Source organism: Paeniglutamicibacter sulfureus (assembly GCF_039535115.1).
Taxonomy (GTDB): Bacteria; Actinomycetota; Actinomycetes; order Actinomycetales; family Micrococcaceae; genus Paeniglutamicibacter; species Paeniglutamicibacter sulfureus.
Genome location: NZ_BAAAWO010000001.1, coordinates 2,012,580 through 2,029,041 on the forward strand (window position 1 = coordinate 2,012,580; position 16,462 = coordinate 2,029,041).

Consider the following 16,462-nt stretch of genomic DNA (forward strand, 5'->3'; position numbering starts at 1 on the left):
CATTCTTCTTCCGGATTCGACGCGTCGCGCCTGGCTTAGCGAAGGTACCTGGAGCTAACCCAGCCCGTTTTCCCTGAATAGCTGGTCTGTGTCCAGCTTCCTCGTGTCGCCTTGACCGTGATCTTCTTGCCCTTCGGAATCACCAACAGCGATCGTGTTGATGTGTTTGTTCCGGTTCGCAGGTTCAGCCGGACGGTGGTTGTCCTGCTCTTGGCCGGTGCCTTGTAGGCGGACAATTGGTTCGCCGGGACCCACCCGGTCTTGCCCGCATACTTCACGCGCAGCCACGAACCGCTCTTAGCATCCACCGTCACGTTCTTCTTGGCAGGAATGCTCACGACCGCCGCGGCCTTCGCACTCGCGCTCTTGCGCGCAACGACCTTCACCTTGGACGTGTAGGTCGTCTTCTTCACCGACTGGACCACCGGCGGCTTCGGCTTGGCCGGTGCCTTGTAGGCGGACACTTGGTTCGCCGGAACCCACCCGGTCTTGCCCGCATACTTCACACGCAGCCACGAACCGCTCTTCGCATCCACCGTCACGTTCTTCTTGGCAGGAATGCTCACGACCGCCGCGGCCTTCGCACTCGCGCTCTTGCGCGCAACGACCTTCGCCTTGGACGTGTAGGTCGCCTTCTTCACCGACTGGACCACCGGCGGCTTCGGCTTGGCCGGTGCCTTGTAGGCGGACAATTGGTTCGCCGGAACCCACCCGGTCTTGCCCGCATACTTCACACGCAGCCACGAACCGCTCCTAGCATCCACCGTCACGTTCGTCTTGGCAGGAATGCTCACGACCGCCGCGGCCTTCGCACTCGCGCTCTTGCGCGCAACGACCTTCGCCTTGGACGTGTAGGTCGCCTTCTTCACCGACTGGACCACCGGCGGCTTCGTTGCGGCAGGCTTGATGACGCGCAGGTACTTGTTGCTGACCCATCCGGCGGCGTTCCCGGCCTTGATATTGCTCCAGGTGCCTTGGCGACGGAGTTCGATGACGTCGGTTCCGCTGCGCAGGACCTTGACGATCTTGGTGTTGGTGCCGGCCCCCGCGCGCATGTTCAGATTCGCGGTGGTCTCATGCGTTGCCTTGGTTGGCGTGGGCTTGGCTACCGGTGGCTTTGCCGTCTGGGGCGTCGCTGATCCGATTTTCTTCATGTCCGCCGAGCTGACCCATCCGGAGTGCTTCCCGGATTGAATCTGGGACCAGCCGCCCCGTACCTGGCGCACCGCAACTTTTGCGCCTCGCTTGAGAGGATGGGTTTCCTGATACGTGGTCCCGGCCCCGGAACGCAGCTTGAGGTCACGAAGGACTTCGTGGGTTGCGGGTAGTTTAGTCTGGTCGATGGACGCGGTCTTGCGCGCCAAGCTTGCCGATACCCAGCCTTCGGTTCCCTTGTACTTCACGCGCAACCAGCCAGCGGAGCTTTCATAGGCTTCGAAAGTGGTGCCGGCGGGAATCATCAGGAGCTTCGAGTACCAGGTGGCCGCGCCGGAGCGCATGTTCAAGCCATAGGGGTTGCTGTATTTGGCAAAGGGCACCCGGACACCGTTGGTGACGGTTCCCGTGGATGTCATCGACCCCTCGGGTGCTGCCCCCAATTCATAGGGCGTGACGGCAAATCGGTTCATCCAACCGGTAACCGAGCCGTACTTGACCTTGACAAAGGACCCGTTACGAAGTCCGTTGATGGCACCGGGTTTGCTGCTGACAGGGGCGTTGCGGTTCGGCCTGGCCAGGACCTTCGAGTCGGCGGAAGCCGAGGCAAAGAGCTCGGCCTTGCCTCGCGCATAATAGGTGCAAGTCTTCAGCGACTCTGCGTAAGTGGCGGTGGCATGGGAGTTCAGGTCCAGCCCGCGGTCCTTGAGGAAGGCACGGGGGTTGCGAACGTTCGAATCGCTGGAGTAGAAGCGATCCTTCCAGATTTCCAGGTGCAGGTGTGGGCCGGTGGATGGCCCCGAGGAGCCCACCAGGGCAATCTTTTGTCCTGCCGCGACCTTTTGGCCCGTTTTGACCAAGACGTCGTTGGGCCACATGTGCATGTAGGCCGACTCGTAGGTTCCCCCGTCGATGCGGTGGGTAACCACCACTTGTCCTGAGGTCGATCCGGTGCCGTTGACGACTTTGCGCACGGTGCCTGCGGCCACCGCATAGATGGGGGCGTTGTCCCTTGTGCCCATGTCCTGACCCAGGTGGTGGGTCGACCCTCCCACCACCGGCATGCAACGCGGCCCCATCGGGGAGGTCATTCGGTACGTGTCGGGGTCAAGCGGCAAAGCGAAATTGCCGACGCGGACCTTGCTGCCGGAATCGGCGTTGACACGGACCTGGGAGGTTGCCGGCAGCGCGGTGAAAACCATTCCTGCCGCCAACACCCCCGCGAAAAGGGCACGAATGTATTTCGGTGTGGCCATCGTCAAGGCGCGTCCTTTGAACGGTTGTGGCCCCGCAAGGAATCCACAATAGTTGCGTGTGCGGGGACATTACCAAGTTCTTCTACCCCCAGAGCCTTACTTTAGGCAATAAGGACACCAAGTGGCAGGAAGCTGCCGCGGCAAATTGGCCGTGTCATCCCAAGTGGGAACTGTGGACCCAGCCTTCAAGCCGCCCAGCGCGGACTTTGGTCCATTGTCCGCGGCTGGCAATGACTTCCAGTTGCTCGCCGACAGCCAGCTGCGCGATGGCGCGGTAGTTTGCCGAGGCACCCCGGTAGAGCGTGGTCTCGGTGATGGTGACGGGGGTCTTCGAGACCACGTAGCGCAACTGGAGCTGGCTCGCCGGGACCCAGCCGGTTTCCTGATCCAGCATGATCCTTCGCCATGGTCCTAGTTTCCCGTTGACCTTCACCAAGGTTCCGGCCTGCATGATGCGCAGGATCGGGAAGCGGTCGCCGGCGTCCTTGCGGACGTTCAAGCGCACGGTGGTCGTGAACTCGGTTGGTGCCATGGCCTGTATGCCGGTGGCGGGGCGGCTCACGTTGATGCGAGCCAGGTAGGCGCTGGGAACCCAGCCGACGTCCTTGCCGGTGGAGATCTTGGCCCAGGTGCCAAGTTCGTCAACCTTCCGGACCTGGATGTTTGCCGCCAGCACGCGCAGCACCGGATAGTTGGTGCCAGAGCCCTTGCGCAGGTTCAGGTCGGCAGTGCTGCGGTGGGTGGGTATGAAGTCTTCGTCCGGCACTTCCGGCGCGCTGGGGGCTCCGCCCACCGATGCGGGATTTTCCGGCAGCTGGCTGGCGACCGGACGTACGGGAACCTGCGGGGGCTGCCGGGGCGCTTCGAGTCGTTCGAGACATTGGGCCGGGAGCCAGCCAAAGGTCTGTCCGTGCTGCACGCTGGCCCATAGCCCGCTGACTCGAAGCAGGTAGACCGGGGTGCTCTGGGGAATCAGGTACTGGACCGCGTAATGCCGGCCAGCCCCTTTGCGCAGCTTGAGTTCCGCGGAGGTCCGGTGCGTGGGTCCCGAGGCTTCCACCGGGGCGGAAATCGGCTCGGTGCGTGCGAAGTCGAGTTTCTTCATGCGGACAGTCTCCACCCGAAAGCGCCCGATCCGGGGTTGGTCAATGCCATACGTGCACGGACGTGAAACACGGTTATGACCTCACTGAACAAGTGGTTGACCTGGGAATGGAATGCATGGAGCAACGTCTTGCACGGCGTCACGGTTCGCCAGGATCGTTCACGAATAACCACGTATCGAGGCGCGGCACCTGGACATGCCTTACCCCATGTTATTGCACACACGGTCAAGGCCCCCAGTCGCGGACCGGGGGCCTTGATCACATCTTCGCCACGGGCAACCCCGCGACGATGGTTTCTAGCGTGCAGCCAGTTCGCTGTCCAGGCGAAGCAGGCCGTTGCCATCGTTGTTGATCATCTTCACGCGGTCCAGGATTTCACCGACGGTGGCTTCCTCTTCGACCTGTTCCTCGATGAACCAGGTCAGCATCGGCACCGAGTCGATGTCGCCCTCGTTGTGGGCCAGGCGGTAGAGGTCCCGGATGGATTCGGAGACCTTCTTCTCGTGGTCAAGGGAGGCCTGGAAAGCACCGTCAACCGTTACCACGTTCAGCCCGGGGGCACCGATGGCGCCGATCGCCGGGTGTGCTCCACGGTTGGTCATGTGGGCGATGAACTTCTCCGCGTGTACCAGTTCCTCGGCGGACTGTGCACGGAACCATGCGGCGATGCCGGGCAGGCTCAGGACATCCATTTCGATGGCCAACTGGCGGTACACCGTTGAGGCCTGGATTTCCAGGGTGATCTGGTCGTTGAATGCGTCGGCAAGCTTTCCTGTAAGTTCCATGGCACACACGCTACGCGCTCCGCGGGGGCTTGTCACCGAAGTATGGCCGTACTTACCTCGGGCTAAATATGTCATGCATTGCGTACCGGCGAAGGGCTACCAAGGTGATGCTCACCTTGGTTCGCATGCCTTGGTCTCGACGGGTTTAAGAGGAAACGATGCGCTGCCCGGCATGGATCTTGGCAGCCGCCCGGTGGCCGTCGCGCACCCCAAGAAACAGGCCGACCAGCATGACGGCCAGCCCCGCCATCAGGGCTGCGGGATGGACAAAGCCAGGTAGCGTCACCAATGTTGAGAGGAGGCCTCCGGCTGCCATGATCACTGCGGCCAGCCAACAGCCTATGGTGCTCTTGTTCGCCGCCGCGTGATGGCCCAGCAGCCAGCACTTGTCGCAGTGGGTCAGGGCTGCGGTGCGGATTCCGATCCAGGCATTACGCCTGATTTGTCCGGTGGCCGCGGCTTTGATCATGTAGGCCATGGCAACCATGAGCAGCACCATGAATACCGTCATGATCAATTCGCTCAGCGTTTCGTCATCCATTGTGGGCTTCTCTCAGTGTGTTTCGCGGCCGGAACGCCCCTCCGGAGCGTGGGGCATCGCAGACAACGGTACGCCACCTTTCGCGTGGCCCGATATCCGTGGCAACGCGCCGGGTTTCCGGTGGCGGACCATTCGGGGCCGCCACCGGATGCCGTGGCGCGGTGGGCCGGTGCTAGCTGCTCAGGCCGGCGCGGCGCAGGGCCTCGGCCATGGCGGTGTTTGCGTTAGACCCGGCGGCGCTGGCCGGCCGATTCTGTTGCGGTTTGCCGCCGCGCTGCTTTCCCTCGCCGCCGCGTGCCGGGCGTTGGCCCCGCTGTTCGTTGCGCTGCCCGGTGCCTCGCGGTGCCCGGTCCGTCCGCTCGGCTTTGGCCCCGGGCTCGTCATCCAGACGCAGGGTGAGCGAGATGCGCTTGCGTTCCGGGTCGACCTCCAGCACCTTGACCTTGACGACCTGGCCCGATGTGACGACTTCGCGTGGATCGGAAATAAACTTGCTGCTCATCGCCGAGACATGGACCAGTCCGTCTTGGTGTACTCCCACGTCAACGAATGCACCGAAGGCTGCCACATTGGAAACGGTGCCTTCCAGGATCATGCCGACTTGCAGGTCGCCGATCTTTTCCACGCCTTCCTTGAGGTTCGCGGTCTTGAAGTCCGGGCGCGGGTCACGGGCAGGCCGCACCAGTTCGGCGATGACGTCCTTGACCGTGGGCAGGCCGAATTGCTCGGTGACAAAGTCTGCGGCATTCAGGGTGGCCACCGACTGGTTGCCGGCGTCGGCGGCTGCCAGCAGGGTTTCGGCCAGCCCGTACGCCTCGGGGTGCACGGCGGAGGCATCCAGCGGCTGCTTGCCGCCGGTGATGCGCAGGAATCCGGCACATTGCTCAAAGGCCTTGGCTCCCAGGCGCGGAACCTTCAACAGGGACCGGCGGGTGGTGAAAGGGCCGTTCGCATTGCGGTGTTCGACGATGTTGCGGCTCAGCAGCGAACCGACTCCGGCCACCCGGGCCAGCAGCGCCGGGGATGCGGTGTTCACATCCACGCCGACGGCGTTGACGCAGTCCTCGACCACGGCATCCAGGGAGCGGTCAAGCTTGGCCGGGGTCAAATCGTGCTGATACTGGCCCACGCCGATGGACTTGGGTTCGATCTTCACCAGTTCGGCCAGCGGATCCTGCAGTCGGCGGGCAATGGACACCGCACCGCGGATGGAGACATCCAGGTCCGGCAACTCGGCGCTTGCCAGCGCCGACGCCGAATACACCGATGCCCCGGCCTCGGAGACGATGACCTTGGCAGGCTTGTTGGTCAGCTTGGCGATGACCTCGCCGGCCAGTTTGTCGGTCTCGCGGCTTGCGGTCCCGTTGCCCACGGCAATCAGTTCGGTGCCGTGCTTGGTTGCCAGTGCCACCAGGGTCGCCACGGAGGCATCCCATTTGTTGGCCGGGGCGTGCGGGTAGATGGTGGCAATGTCGACCACTTTGCCGGTGGCGTCGACGACGGCAACCTTCACCCCGGTGCGCAACCCGGGGTCCAGCCCCAGCACCGCCCGGTTTCCGGCAGGGGCGGCCAACAGCACGTCGCGCAGGTTGGCGGCGAAGACCTTGACACTGGCTTCCTCCGCGGCCTCGAAGAGCCGCGTGCGCAGGTCCGCCTCCAACCGTGCCAACAGGCGTCCGCGCCAGGCCAGGCGAACGGTTTGTGCCAGCCACTTGCCGGCCGGCGCATCGGCAGCGGCCTTGATGCCCAGCGAACGGGCGACGGCGGCCTCATATCCGGCCCGCGCCTCGGTGAGCGCCGCCTCGTCGCGCGGGTCGGCCTCGGCCAGCTCCAGGTTCAGCGCACCCTCGCGTTCTCCGCGCAGCAGCGCGAGGATGCGGTGCGAGGGCTGGGTGGCAACGGGCTGCACGAAGTCTTCGTAGTCGGAGAACTTCGAGGCATCCGCGGCAGGGGCGCCGGATGCGATCTTGGACGAGATCTTCCCTCGTGTCCACAGCCGTTCGCGCAATTCGGAGACCAGCACCGCGTCCTGCGAGGCACGTTCGGTGAGAATGGCCCGGGCACCGGCCAGGGCATCGGATGCCGCATTGACCTCGTGCTCGGGGTTTAGGAAGGTGGCTGCCAACGCTTCGGGATCCTGGGCGGGATCGCGGATCAGCGAGTCGGCCAGCGGCTCGAGTCCGGCCTCGCGGGCGATCTGGGCGCGGGTGCGGCGCTTGGACTTGTATGGCAGATACAGGTCCTCCAATTCGGCCTTGGTACCGGCAGCCATGATGGCGGCCCGCAGCTCGTCGGTGAGTTTCCCCTGCTCCTCGATGGCCTTCAGGATCGCTTCCCGGCGGTCCTCCAATTCACGCAGGTAGCGCAGCCGCTCCTCAAGCAGGCGCAGCTGGGTGTCGTCCAGGGTTCCGGTGGCTTCCTTGCGGTATCGGGCAATGAAGGGGACGGTCGATCCGGCATCGAGCAATTCGACGGCGGCCTTCACCTGCCAGTCGGCAACCGAAGCACCCCCGGAAGTTAACTCGGCGGCAATGGTGTGGATTATTCGCATCTGGCTCACCCACACTAGTTTGCCGCATCCGTGGCACTGCCCGCGGACACCGACCGGCGAGGCCTCGTGTGTGTCGCCTCCGTCCTTGCCCTTGATTCGGGGATTGCCCCGTACCGGTGCTACGTTGGCCACAGGACTCGACACGGGGTGCCGCCTGGCGGCTGAGAGATAGACCCGTTGAACCTGATCTCGATAATCCGAGCGAAGGGATGCCGGTCCGGCTTGAACTGCCCTCGTACCCAAATTCCTGGACGACCGTCGGCTGGTTCCATGGCATCCCTTCGCCCAGCAGAAGGGTGCAAGAAAATGCTTATCAAGGACCAAATCGTGTTGATCACCGGGGCAGGACGCGGACTCGGGGCAGACCTGGCCCGGGCCTTTGCGCGCGAGGGCGCACGGCTTGTATTGAACTACCGCTCCAGCGAAACCGCCGCCCGGGAACTGGCAGCCGAGTTCGGGGCCGATCGCGCGATAGCGGTCCAAGCCGATGTCGCGAACGCGGATCAAGTCTCCCAATTGGTGGCCGGGGCGCACGAACATTTTGGTGCTCCCATCACCACTGTCGTCAACAACGCCCTGCCCGATTTTTCGTTCAATGGCGACGCCCGTGCCAAGGCCGATGGAATCGGCTACATGGCTTTCGGGGAGCAGTTCACCGGCATCGTTGGCGGTGCGCTGAACACGATCCAGGCAACCCTGCCCGGCATGAGAACCGCGGGCTTTGGCAACATCGTCAACATCGGGACAAACCTCTTCCAGAACCCCGTGGTCCCCTACCACGACTACACCGCGGCCAAGGCTGCCCTGCTGGCCATGACCCGCACGTTCGCGGCCGACCTCGGCCCGGAAAACATCCGCGTGAACATGATCTCCGGCGGCCTGCTTCGCACCACCGATGCCTCCGCCGCCACCCCGGAAGCGGTCTTCGACCTGATCGCCGGCTCCACGCCACTGCGCAGGGTCACTTCCCCGGCGGAGTTCGCCGACGCCGCACTGCTGTTCGCTTCACCGTGGTCCCGGGCGGTGACCGGGCAGAACCTGGTTGTCGACGGCGGCCTGGTGATGAACTAGGGGTCGGGTAAAGCATCGTGGACGCCACACGCCAATTGCACCTGAACGCCTTCATCTACGGGGCGGGCCACCACACCATGGGATGGCGCCACCCCGAATCCAGCGCCGACCGCCTCGGCGACATTTCCTACTACGAGGAACTTGCCCGGATTGCCGAGCGCGGTTGCCTGGATGCTGTCTTTTTTGCCGACGGGCAGAGCGTGAACCATGAATACGCGGCAGGGATCCCCTGGTTCCTGGAACCGGTGACTGCTCTCAGTGCCATGGCTCGTGCCACCAGCCGCATCGGGTTGGTCACCACGATCTCGGCCAGCTTCTACACGCCCTTCCACGCCGCCAGGCTGTTGGCCTCGCTGGACCACATCAGCGGCGGGCGGGCGGGCATCAACGTGGTGACCTCCATGTTTGACGCCGAGGCCCGCAATCATTCCATGGATTCCCTGCCGGCTCATGCCCAGCGCTACGAGCGCGCCGAAGAGTTTGTTGTCGCGTTGCAGGGGTTGTGGGATTCCTGGTCAGATTCTGCACTGCTGGTTGACCGGGAAGCCGGACGTTACCTTGATCCGGCGCAGGTCCGGCCGATCAACCACCGCGGCAACCATTTCTCGGTTGCCGGCCCGCTGACAGTCCCCCGGTGCCCGCAGGGGCGGCCGGTGCTGTTCCAGGCGGGATCCTCGGAAGCCGGCCGCTCCTTTGCGGCCCGCCATGCCGAAGCCATCTACTCCGTTTCCTGGGACAGGGAATCGGCAGTCGAGTATGCCGCCGACATCCGGCGACTACTGGGTCTTGCCGGACGCTCCAATGATCCGGTTCCCGTGCTTCCCGGGCTGGTCACGTACATCGGTGCCACGCGGGAAGAGGCATGGGAAAAGAAGCGCGTGCTGGATTCCTTCATTGACACCGGGTCGGCCATCGCCCAGCTCAACATGTTCACCGGCCAGGACTACAACACCCATCCGCTGGACGACAGGGTGGATCCGCTGCCCCCGGCCGAGGACTTCACCGGCCCACAAGGCCGCTACCTGACCGTTCAGCGCATCATCGAAACCCAGCGCCCCACGCTTCGCGAACTGCTGGGGTTCCTGGCAGCGGGCGGGGGCCATGCAACCATGATCGGCACCCCCGCCGAGATCGCGGACGAGATTGAGGAATGGTTCATGTCGGGCGCCTGTGAGGGCTTCAACCTCATGTGCCCAAGTTATCCGGCGGGATTGGATGATTTTGTGGGATTGGTCGTACCGATCCTCCAAGAGCGCGGCCTGTTCCGCTCCGCCTACCCGGGAACCACGCTGCGCGAAACACTGGGCCTGGCCAGGCCTGCGCGCTTGGAAACCGTTTCGGCACGCGGATAGCAGTTCATCTCCGGGGTGGGAGCACTCATGGGTTACCCAGAGTTCTCCCACCGGGGAACAACTAAGATGGAACCCATGACATTTTCACGCTCCAAAAGTGCACTGCTGATTTCCGGCGCAGTCCTCCTGCTCTCGGCGACCGGTTGCTCAACCATTGCCGACACGGCCTCTTCCGCAGCTTCCTCCGCCGCCACGCAACTGGCCGACGGCGCCAAGAAGGAACTCATCAAACAAGCTTGTGCCCCCATCCAGGACGGCACCATCAACGCAGCCGACCTCAAGGTCGTTGCCTCCATGGTCGACGCCGTCCGCGAGGGCGGGCTGCCCCCGGAGATCGTCAGCGCACTTGACGATATGGCTGCCTCCGGCGACCAGGTCCCGGCCGATGTACAGGCCCGGCTCGTTACCGCCTGCGACAACGCCCTGGTCTAGGAAAATGAGCGACAGCCATGAGTAGGTCCCGTCGTCGAGGCAGTGCCGTCCCGGTGCTTGTCTTGTGCGTAGCGGTGGTCGCCGGAACGTGGTTGTTGCTTCCCAAGGTCAACGGCGGTTACGGGGACCGAACGGGTGACCCGGACGCACGCGCAACGGTTCAGCATGTGGTCGACGGTGACACCCTCTACCTCATGCTGGACGGCGAACGAACCAGGGTCCGGCTGCTAAACGTCGACGCACCGGAGATTTCCCGCCCGGACCAACCCGGGGAATGCTTCGGCCGGCAGGCGGCCGAATTCCTGGCCAAGAAACTGCCCAAGGGTGCGGAGGTCGAGCTGCAATTCGATGCCGAACGCCTGGACCAATATGGGCGGACCCTCGCCGCACTGAGCCACGGGGGAGAATTCATCAACGGAGCCCTCGTGGCATCCGGACACGCGACGGCAATGAAGGTCGAGCCCAACGTGAGATTCTACGGGCAACTGCGCGATGCACAACGGCAGGCCCAACAGATCGAGGCGGGGATGTTTGATCCTGCCAACGGTTGCGGCTGAACGAGCTCTCGCCCTCGTTGGCAGTCGAAGCAACCCGGCATGGCCGGGAACAGCTCCAGTCGGCTCGCTCTCTGCTCAATAACCGTGCCCGATGTCCTGCGATGGATAGACTGACGGGGTGAAGCAGGAATCCAAGGCCGTCAGAATCGATGCCTGGTTATGGTCGATTCGAATCTATAAGACCCGCTCGGCGGCAACGACAGCCTGCCGCGCCGGCCACGTGCGCCTAAACGACAAACCCGCCAAGGCCGCACAGATTGTCGTTCCGGGAGACACCATCCGGGTCAGGCAATCCGGATTCGACAGAATCCTCGAAGTGACCGCCGTAATATCCAAGAGGGTGGGTGCCGACATCGCCGCCCGCTGCTATCTCGACCACACCCCGGTCCGGCCCAAGGAAGTCATCCCGCAGGTTCCCGTCAGGGACAGGGGCGCCGGCCGGCCGACGAAAAAGGACCGACGCGAGATGGAACGGCTTCGAGACCACTTCCATTAGCGCCAGGGATACGATGGCAGATGGTAGCCGGTTGCACCAGACGCATCCGCAATGACTCACGAGGAGAAGCATGGCCCGGAACACAAGCTGGAACGAACTATCAGTCGTGGCACGATGGCGAATCGCCGTTATGGGAATTGCCCAGCTGGCTCTCCAATTCGTGGCCCTGCGCGACCTGGTCAAACGCCCTGCGTTGGAAGTCAACGGTCCAAAGAGCGCCTGGGCCGCAGCGACGTTCATTAACTTCCTTGGGCCCCTTGCATATCTTGCCTTCGGACGCGCAAAGAAAAAGTAGCCCCGCTCATTCTTTATTTGAGAATGCTGTAGGTCGACACCATCGGATGGCTGGGCGCGGGCGCGTCGGCCAAGATTTTGCTGGCCGATGGTGGGCGACGCTTCCCACCTTTTGGGGCGAAGCGTCTACTGCCAGTGCATCTTCCAGGCGATGGAAAGTGTTCAGAGGAACATCCCGTTCGCGCCTCCACGCTTGACGCCATGTAAGGGGCCGGGTCCTAGACTGGGCCGCACGAGTCATAATCCATTCACCGTATGGTTATCACGAACAGGCACGTCGCCCGGGGATCCAGCGTCCTGAAACTCACATCGATGGGTCATCCAAGTCGGACACTCGGCCATAATTCACTCTGTTTTCCGTAACTTGTACTCTTTTGTGCGCTTCATTCGCCAACCGGCTATTCAACATGACTAATATGGGAATGAAATACAGCGAAAAATATAGTTTTTGGGCACTGGTCGTTGGTTCTGCGTTTGATTTATTGTGCGCTAGTGCTATATTTTCAGATTCCTTTAGGAGCCCTCCAATGCAGCCTCGCATACGAGTCCATTTAGCAGACGGTGATTACTTTCTTCGGCTTGGACTCGAAAGCCTCTTGGCATCAAGCCCCGATGTTGAGCTCGAGGCAGTCACCGGAACTGGCGACGAAGCCATCGAAGCCGCCCTGGACAAGCGACCCGATCTAGTTCTCATGGAAACCACCATTAGAGATGTCTCCAGCCCGGAGGCCACCAAGCGGATATTGGCGGGTGCCCCGGCGACCAGGCTTGTCATGCTTTCGGCGGCTCACGACATAGAAACCATGACCCGAGCGCATTCAGCGGGTGCCTGCAGCTATCTGGCCAAGAATGCCGTTTCGACTGATCTCGGAGTAGCGCTTCGGATGATCCACTCGGGAAACATGATCTTTTCCAAGCCAGCCGATGCAGATCAGTTCCCACCTCATTCCACAAGCAAGTACGACTTCAAGTCGCAGCTCCTGCGTCAAGCGAGCCCGCGGGATCGACGCTTGCTGCATTCCCTGACGCAAGGCTACACAAATGCCCAGATAGCCTCACTTCTTCACGTCAGTGAAGGGACCGTGAAGGCCCAACTTGCGAAAATCATGGAACCGCTCGACATCAGCAACCGTGTTCAACTCGCGGTGCTTGTCGTCCAGGCCGGACTTCTCGATGACGTCCGGCCGACCGCACCCCTCAGTGCCGGCCCCTTGCGCTATGCAACACCCAGAGCTTGATTCCCGGGTCCGCTGTCAGTAGCCCAGGAAGGGATCATAGGAATTGATCAGCTTCCCACCGCTCAGATAAAGGCGCAGATTTTTGGTGAAGAGTTCCATCAGGCGTGCGTTCTCGGCGTCCACATTTGCGGCCGTATGTGGCGAAAGTATGAGATTCGGCGCATCCCACAAGGGATGGCCTGCCGGCAGGGGTTCAGGATCCGTCACGTCAAGTACGGCTCCACCAAGACGACCTGCGTTCAAGGACTCGACTACAGATTCCTGGTCGAGTACCGGACCTCGTGCCAGGTTCACGAGCAGGGCACCCACCTTCATGGAGGAAATTCGCTGCCGGTTGAAGAGGCCTCTGGTTTCCTCGGTCAGCGGGCACGCCAAGACCACGATGTCGTACTCCCCCAGGTCGCAATCCTGAAAGGCGACGGACCTTTCGAAAGGCTGGCCAAGGACTCTGGTGCCGCGAATCGTTCCATCGCACCTGACTCCCATGAAGCTCAGGGTCCTTGCCACTTCGCTACCGATGCTGCCCGCGCCAACGATCAAGGCTTTTTGGCCATAGAGTGTGTTCGACGCCCCGGTCGCCCACCGTTGCTGATCTTTTTGGGATCCCAAGCGCGGTAGTTCTCGAACGAAGTACAGCAACCCGGCCAGTGCGAATTCAGCCAGTGGCTTGGCGTGGACACCCGCTGCAGTGGTAATCCGAACCTGGTTCTCGGTGTGCCCCAGTGCCTCGGCCCGCACTCCAACACCTGCCTGCGTGGCCTGGATCCACTCGAGGTTCGGGCTGTGCTCCCGCCAGGCCTTTGGCTGCCACCAGTCAAAGTCAAACATGATGGTGGCGTCCGCCAAGTGAGTTCGCCATTCGGCGATTTGGCTCTCGCGCAGATCGCGTTGCCTTCCCCGGTGGTCGGCGCCGAACTGTGGGACCGGCAGCAGTTCGGCTCGGTAGACGACGTCGATCTCGGGCAGATCGGCGATCAGTTTGTCGACCAATTCCTTCTGGAGATACGAGCAGATCAATACCTGTGGACGCATGAAATTCCTAGACCTCTTTCAACGGGTGACAACCGGGATTCGAACTCCATTAGTAGGCGTTACCGTAACTGGCGTCACCAAAACGACACGCCCGTGACTCCCTGCCCATTCGAACAGGCTATCGGTGCCCATTGGATAAAGTGAGCGCATGACTACACACGTGGGCGATCAAAAGGGGGCCGGCGAGGCCCCTGTTCCTCGGCACCACCAATTAATCGTCTCGCTCTTCGGCCTGTATGCGCGCCAACACGGCGGCGCCCTGGCCGTGGCCACCATCATTTCCCTGATGCAAGACATCGGCGTCGAATCCACGGGGACCAGGTCGTCGATATCCCGTCTGAAGAAGCGCGGCGTCATTGACAGTATTCAGGTCAACGGCCGCAACGGATATGCATTGGCGCCGTCGGTCATCGAAACGTTTGTTGAGGGCGATGAACGAATTTTCCACCCGCGTCGGGCCAAGGCAGATGACCAATGGCTTCTGGCTACGTTCACGGTGCCCGAATCCCAACGCAACATCCGGCACAAGATCCGTTCATCCCTGGTGCGGATGGGCTTTGGTTCGGTCACTCCAGGTCTATGGATTGCCCCGGGGCATCTACGCGACTCGGTGCTCGCCTACTTTGATACCCGTGGATTGAACGAATACCTCGAATTCTTCATGGCTGATCATATTGGCGACGCCGACCTGCGTAAGAACATCGGGACGTGGTGGGACTTGCCGGCGCTTGACGCCCTGTATTCCGATTTTCTGGATCGCAATCGTGGGCTATTGAGCGCCTGGGCCCGGCGAAGCAAGTCGGGCAGCAATCCGGAATCCGACGCCCTCGCCTTTGCGGACTACCTCGTGCTGATCACCCAATGGCGGCGTCTGCCCTACCTCGATCCCGGGCTGCCCATCAAATTCCTGCCGGAGAACTGGAATGCGCTGGAGGCCGAGCATCTCTTCCAGGAACTCCACGCACTTTTGTCGCCCTGCGCCCAGCGCCATGCCGACCGCGCCATTGACAACAACGCGGCGGCCCGCTGACGGACGATCCCGGCCCAAGAAAAAGCCGTGCCGCGCAACCTTCCCCTTTCCCAGGGATTCGGTTGCACGGCACGGCATCCTTATTTAATTCAGATGGTAGTCACGTCCTGGGGGAAACTAGGCGCGATCCTGGATCACTGCCACGCCCTGGATTTCAATGAGGGCTTCCTTCTGCCAAAGGCGGCTGACGCCAATGCCGGCCATGGCCGGATATTTGCTGCCCGCCATTTCGCGCCAAAGCCGGCCGATCTCCCTGCCATTGGCCATGTAGTCATCTACGTCGGTGAGGTAAATGGTCACGGAGACCAAGTCCTCGGGATGGCCGCCGGCCTCGGCCAGGGTCGCCAGGACATTCGAGAACGCTTGCTTGAACTGATCGACGATGTTGCCCGGAACGATCTTCATGTCCTTGTCCAGGGCGGTCTGCCCGCCCAGATAAACGGTCGTGCCCGCGAGCACGCCATGCGCGAATCCAGAAGGCTTGCCTAGGGAATCCGGATTGATGGTGAGGTTCTGGAAGAGGGTGGTTTCGGTCATCGTGCTCTCCTAAGTATTCTCTTGGCGATTGCGGCTGTTCCGCTCTGGCGCCGGACTGGTGACGCGTGTTACATTGAGGATACGTGACGGCGGTCAAAAAGTCGACACACATGGATTTGATGATTAGCAAGGGACCGAGGAATGAAACTCGCAACAATTCGACACGCTGGAAGCACCACCGCTGCCTTGGTGGTGGGCGACGCTTTTCAGCCACTGCCCGCAGGCAATCTCAGCGATCTCTTGGGCATGCCCGCGTGGAAGCAAATTGTCAGTGAGGCCGCTTCGGAACATCCCGGTCTCGCCGCCGTCCCGGCATCCGACGTCGAGATCCTCAACCCCGTGCCAACACCCGCCAAGGTCATCTGCTGCGGCTTGAATTACTCGGATCACATCCTTGAGATGGGTCGCGACCTTCCGGCATATCCCACGCTCTTCGCAAAATTTGCTGATACGCTCACCGATCCCGACGCACAGATCGTTGCCGACGAATCCGTGGACCTCGATTGGGAAGCCGAGCTTGCGGTAGTGGTTGGAACCACCCTGCAAAACGCGCGCGAGGACGAGGCGGCCGCAGCCATCGCCGGCTACACCGTGGCCAACGACATCTCCATGCGTGATTGGCAGCGCCGGACCCTCCAGTGGCTCCAGGGCAAGGCCTTCGACCGCACCACTCCGCTGGGTCCGGTCATGGTCACAGCCGATGAGATCAATCCAGAGGCCGGGCTCGAGGTCATTTGCACGCTCAACGGCACCGAAGTCCAACGCGGCAATACCAAGACGCTGGTTTTCTCCGCTGCCAAGCTCCTGTCCTACATCTCCACCTTCACCATCCTGCGGCCCGGAGATGTCGTCCTCACCGGTACCCCCGGCGGTGTCGGCATGGGCATGAACCCGCCGCTCTTCCTGAAGGACGGGGATGAACTGATCACCGAGATCCCCGGCATCGGGACCCTGAGGAACATCGTCCGGACCCGCGTCACTGCCGACCTCTAGACAGCGCGCACCAACAATCCCACCATCCAGGAAAGC

Annotated in this window: 16 protein-coding genes and 1 riboswitch; of the genes, 9 read left to right on the forward strand and 7 right to left on the reverse strand. The window is 62.2% G+C overall.

Annotated features, from left to right (window positions below; genetic code table 11):
• Positions 1-35: 35 nt before the first annotated feature.
• The 5 genes from ABD687_RS09190 to ABD687_RS09210 all read right to left on the reverse strand — a co-directional run bounded on the left by ABD687_RS09190 (position 36) and on the right by ABD687_RS09210 (position 7,394).
• Entirely contained in the window at positions 36-2,411 is a 2,376-nt protein-coding gene (locus ABD687_RS09190) for an SH3 domain-containing protein (RefSeq protein ID WP_310291970.1), read from the reverse strand.
• 154 nt (positions 2,412-2,565) lie between these two features.
• The gene (locus tag ABD687_RS09195) at positions 2,566-3,516 is read right to left on the reverse strand and encodes an SH3 domain-containing protein (RefSeq protein ID WP_264270075.1); all 951 of its coding nucleotides are present in this window, start codon (positions 3,514-3,516) and stop codon (positions 2,566-2,568) included.
• Positions 3,517-3,813: 297 nt separating this feature from the next.
• Positions 3,814-4,302, reverse strand: coding sequence for a ferritin (locus ABD687_RS09200; protein WP_310291967.1), 489 nt, complete (start codon positions 4,300-4,302; stop codon positions 3,814-3,816).
• Between the two features lie 145 nt (positions 4,303-4,447).
• Entirely contained in the window at positions 4,448-4,843 is a 396-nt protein-coding gene (locus ABD687_RS09205) for a hypothetical protein (protein ID WP_310291965.1), read from the reverse strand.
• 172 nt (positions 4,844-5,015) lie between these two features.
• On the reverse strand, positions 5,016-7,394 hold the full coding sequence (locus ABD687_RS09210) for a Tex family protein (protein ID WP_310291963.1): 2,379 nt from the start codon (positions 7,392-7,394) through the stop codon (positions 5,016-5,018).
• 133 nt (positions 7,395-7,527) lie between these two features.
• Positions 7,528-7,621: riboswitch (TPP riboswitch) on the forward strand.
• Positions 7,622-7,700: 79 nt separating this feature from the next.
• On the opposite strand from ABD687_RS09210, the gene ABD687_RS09215 reads away from it, so the two are divergent.
• The 7 genes from ABD687_RS09215 (at position 7,701) to ABD687_RS09245 (ending at position 12,834) form a co-directional block, all read left to right on the forward strand.
• Positions 7,701-8,465 carry a 3-oxoacyl-ACP reductase gene (locus tag ABD687_RS09215; protein ID WP_264270078.1) on the forward strand — a complete coding sequence of 255 codons (765 nt, stop codon included), beginning with the start codon at positions 7,701-7,703 and terminating at the stop codon, positions 8,463-8,465.
• A gap of 17 nt (positions 8,466-8,482) precedes the next feature.
• Positions 8,483-9,817, forward strand: coding sequence for an LLM class flavin-dependent oxidoreductase (locus ABD687_RS09220; protein ID WP_310291960.1), 1,335 nt, complete (start codon positions 8,483-8,485; stop codon positions 9,815-9,817).
• A 75-nt stretch (positions 9,818-9,892) separates the two neighbouring features.
• Complete coding sequence (locus ABD687_RS09225; protein WP_310291958.1) at positions 9,893-10,249, forward strand: hypothetical protein; 357 nt, start codon at positions 9,893-9,895, stop codon at positions 10,247-10,249.
• A 17-nt stretch (positions 10,250-10,266) separates the two neighbouring features.
• Positions 10,267-10,806 (forward strand): thermonuclease family protein, encoded by a 540-nt coding sequence (locus tag ABD687_RS09230; RefSeq protein WP_310291956.1) that lies wholly within the window; start codon positions 10,267-10,269, stop codon positions 10,804-10,806.
• Between the two features lie 118 nt (positions 10,807-10,924).
• Positions 10,925-11,302, forward strand: coding sequence for an RNA-binding S4 domain-containing protein (locus ABD687_RS09235; protein ID WP_302264681.1), 378 nt, complete (start codon positions 10,925-10,927; stop codon positions 11,300-11,302).
• Between the two features lie 130 nt (positions 11,303-11,432).
• Positions 11,433-11,597 carry a PLDc N-terminal domain-containing protein gene (locus tag ABD687_RS09240; protein WP_264270083.1) on the forward strand — a complete coding sequence of 55 codons (165 nt, stop codon included), beginning with the start codon at positions 11,433-11,435 and terminating at the stop codon, positions 11,595-11,597.
• Positions 11,598-12,123: 526 nt separating this feature from the next.
• Positions 12,124-12,834, forward strand: coding sequence for a response regulator transcription factor (locus ABD687_RS09245; RefSeq protein WP_310291950.1), 711 nt, complete (start codon positions 12,124-12,126; stop codon positions 12,832-12,834).
• A gap of 15 nt (positions 12,835-12,849) precedes the next feature.
• On the opposite strand, the gene ABD687_RS09250 is transcribed toward ABD687_RS09245, so the two are convergent.
• Positions 12,850-13,866, reverse strand: coding sequence for a D-2-hydroxyacid dehydrogenase (locus ABD687_RS09250; RefSeq protein WP_310291949.1), 1,017 nt, complete (start codon positions 13,864-13,866; stop codon positions 12,850-12,852).
• 148 nt (positions 13,867-14,014) lie between these two features.
• Between ABD687_RS09250 and ABD687_RS09255 the strand changes: the two genes are divergently transcribed.
• Positions 14,015-14,896: a PaaX family transcriptional regulator gene (locus tag ABD687_RS09255; RefSeq protein ID WP_310291947.1), complete on the forward strand. Its 882-nt coding sequence runs from the start codon at positions 14,015-14,017 to the stop codon at positions 14,894-14,896.
• Positions 14,897-15,013: 117 nt separating this feature from the next.
• Here the strand turns inward: ABD687_RS09255 and ABD687_RS09260 are convergent, their stop codons facing one another.
• Positions 15,014-15,433, reverse strand: a complete 420-nt coding sequence (locus ABD687_RS09260) for a RidA family protein (protein WP_264270087.1) — start codon at positions 15,431-15,433, stop codon at positions 15,014-15,016.
• Positions 15,434-15,574: 141 nt separating this feature from the next.
• Here ABD687_RS09260 and ABD687_RS09265 point away from each other — a divergent pair, with 141 nt between their 5' ends.
• Positions 15,575-16,426 (forward strand): fumarylacetoacetate hydrolase family protein, encoded by an 852-nt coding sequence (locus ABD687_RS09265; RefSeq protein WP_310291943.1) that lies wholly within the window; start codon positions 15,575-15,577, stop codon positions 16,424-16,426.
• Positions 16,427-16,462: the final 36 nt, after the last annotated feature.

Coding starts and splice junctions, on each gene's coding strand:
- ABD687_RS09190 (WP_310291970.1), bottom strand. CDS start 2,411: ATGGCCACACCGAAATACATTCGTGCCCTTTTCGCGGGGGTGTTGGCG.
- ABD687_RS09195 (WP_264270075.1), bottom strand. CDS start 3,516: ATGAAGAAACTCGACTTCGCACGCACCGAGCCGATTTCCGCCCCGGTG.
- ABD687_RS09200 (WP_310291967.1), bottom strand. CDS start 4,302: ATGGAACTTACAGGAAAGCTTGCCGACGCATTCAACGACCAGATCACC.
- ABD687_RS09205 (WP_310291965.1), bottom strand. CDS start 4,843: ATGGATGACGAAACGCTGAGCGAATTGATCATGACGGTATTCATGGTG.
- ABD687_RS09210 (WP_310291963.1), bottom strand. CDS start 7,394: ATGCGAATAATCCACACCATTGCCGCCGAGTTAACTTCCGGGGGTGCT.
- ABD687_RS09215 (WP_264270078.1), top strand. CDS start 7,701: ATGCTTATCAAGGACCAAATCGTGTTGATCACCGGGGCAGGACGCGGA.
- ABD687_RS09225 (WP_310291958.1), top strand. CDS start 9,893: ATGACATTTTCACGCTCCAAAAGTGCACTGCTGATTTCCGGCGCAGTC.
- ABD687_RS09230 (WP_310291956.1), top strand. CDS start 10,267: ATGAGTAGGTCCCGTCGTCGAGGCAGTGCCGTCCCGGTGCTTGTCTTG.
- ABD687_RS09240 (WP_264270083.1), top strand. CDS start 11,433: ATGGGAATTGCCCAGCTGGCTCTCCAATTCGTGGCCCTGCGCGACCTG.
- ABD687_RS09245 (WP_310291950.1), top strand. CDS start 12,124: ATGCAGCCTCGCATACGAGTCCATTTAGCAGACGGTGATTACTTTCTT.
- ABD687_RS09250 (WP_310291949.1), bottom strand. CDS start 13,866: ATGCGTCCACAGGTATTGATCTGCTCGTATCTCCAGAAGGAATTGGTC.
- ABD687_RS09255 (WP_310291947.1), top strand. CDS start 14,015: ATGACTACACACGTGGGCGATCAAAAGGGGGCCGGCGAGGCCCCTGTT.
- ABD687_RS09260 (WP_264270087.1), bottom strand. CDS start 15,433: ATGACCGAAACCACCCTCTTCCAGAACCTCACCATCAATCCGGATTCC.
- ABD687_RS09265 (WP_310291943.1), top strand. CDS start 15,575: ATGAAACTCGCAACAATTCGACACGCTGGAAGCACCACCGCTGCCTTG.